This window comes from Dactylosporangium sp. NPDC051087 (assembly GCF_055586325.1).
Genome location: NZ_JBVJIJ010000095.1, coordinates 1 through 1,332, shown reverse-complemented (window position 1 = coordinate 1,332; position 1,332 = coordinate 1). Strand labels below are relative to the sequence as shown.

Genomic DNA, 1,332 nt, shown 5'->3' with positions numbered 1-1,332 from the left:
GGGAGTTGACCCCTGATCTTGGACACCTGGAACCTGGATCTTGAGTGGTTCGGGTGGATGGGAGTCCTGGAAGACTATGGCTATGAAGCATTACCCGCCGGAGTTCAAGGCCGATGCGGTGGCGTTGTACCGGTCGAGGCCGGGCGTGACGATCGCGCAGATCGCTGCGGATCTGGGTGTGAACTCCGAGACGCTGCGGAACTGGATTCGGGTCGATGACCGGCAGCGCGGCACGACCCCCGCGACGCGGCCGGCGGGCCGACCGGCGGCGGACGATCCGGTCGAGGCCGCCGCGGCGGAGAACGCGGCGTTGCGGCGGCGGGTGCGGGAGTTGGAGGAGGAACGCGACATCCTGCGCAAGGCGGCCCGGTATTTCGCCGGGGAGACGCGCTGGTGACCCGCTTCCAGTTCGTCGCCGACCACCAGCAGCGCTACGGCGTGAAGCGGTTGTGCCGGGTCCTGGGCATCGCCCGGTCCAGCTTCTACCACTGGAAAGCGTCCGCGCCGGCCCGCGCCGCCCGCGCGGCCGCGGACACACGGCTGGCGCAGCGGATCCGGGCGGTGCACGCCGATTTCGACGGTACCTACGGCGTCCCGCGGATCACCGACGAGCTGCGCGACCGAGGCGTGCACGTCAACCACAAGCGCGTCGCCCGGGTGATGCGCGCCATCGGCCTGCAAGGCCTGCGGCTGCGTCGCCGGCACCGCACCACCGTCCCGGACCCAGCCGCGGCGAAAGCACCGGACCTGATCGGTCGGGACTTCACCGCCGAAGCGGTCAACCAGCGCTACGTCGGTGACATCACCTACCTACCCGTCGGTGACCGCGGGTTCCTCTACCTCGCCACCGTCATCGACCTGCACTCCCGCCGCCTCGCCGGCTGGGCGATCGCCGAGCACATGCGCACCGACCTCGTCCTGGACGCCCTACACGCCGCCCAACGCACCCGAACCACCCTCGGCGGCCTGCACGGAGCGGTCCTGCACACCGATCACGGAGCTCAATACACGTCGAAGGCGTTCGCCGCCGCCTGCACCGCAGCCGGCGTCCGACAGTCGATGAGCGCCGTCGGCAGCTCAGCGGACAACGCCGCCGCCGAATCATTCAACGCCTCACTGAAACGCGAAACCCTGCAAGGCCGCAGAGCCTTCACCGACGAACACGACGCCCGACTCACCACCTTCCGATGGCTGCACCGCTACAACACCGTCCGCCGCCACTCCAGACTCGGACACCGATCACCAATCGCCTACGAAACAGCCACCCAAACCATCTCAGCTACGCTGCCCCAAGCCGCATAAACGCGTGTCCAAGATCAGGGGCGAAGGCCC

1 protein-coding gene is annotated in these 1,332 nt (G+C 68.8%); it reads left to right on the top strand.

Annotated elements, in window-relative coordinates; all coding sequences use genetic code 11:
- The first annotated feature begins 76 nt into the window (after positions 1–76).
- A protein-coding gene (locus tag ACZ6TV_RS55210; RefSeq protein WP_465309790.1) for an IS3 family transposase occupies positions 77–1,302 on the top strand; the annotation gives its coding sequence in 2 pieces (ribosomal slippage) (positions 77–377 and positions 377–1,302; 1,227 coding nt in all).
- The last annotated feature ends 30 nt before the right edge of the window (positions 1,303–1,332 follow it).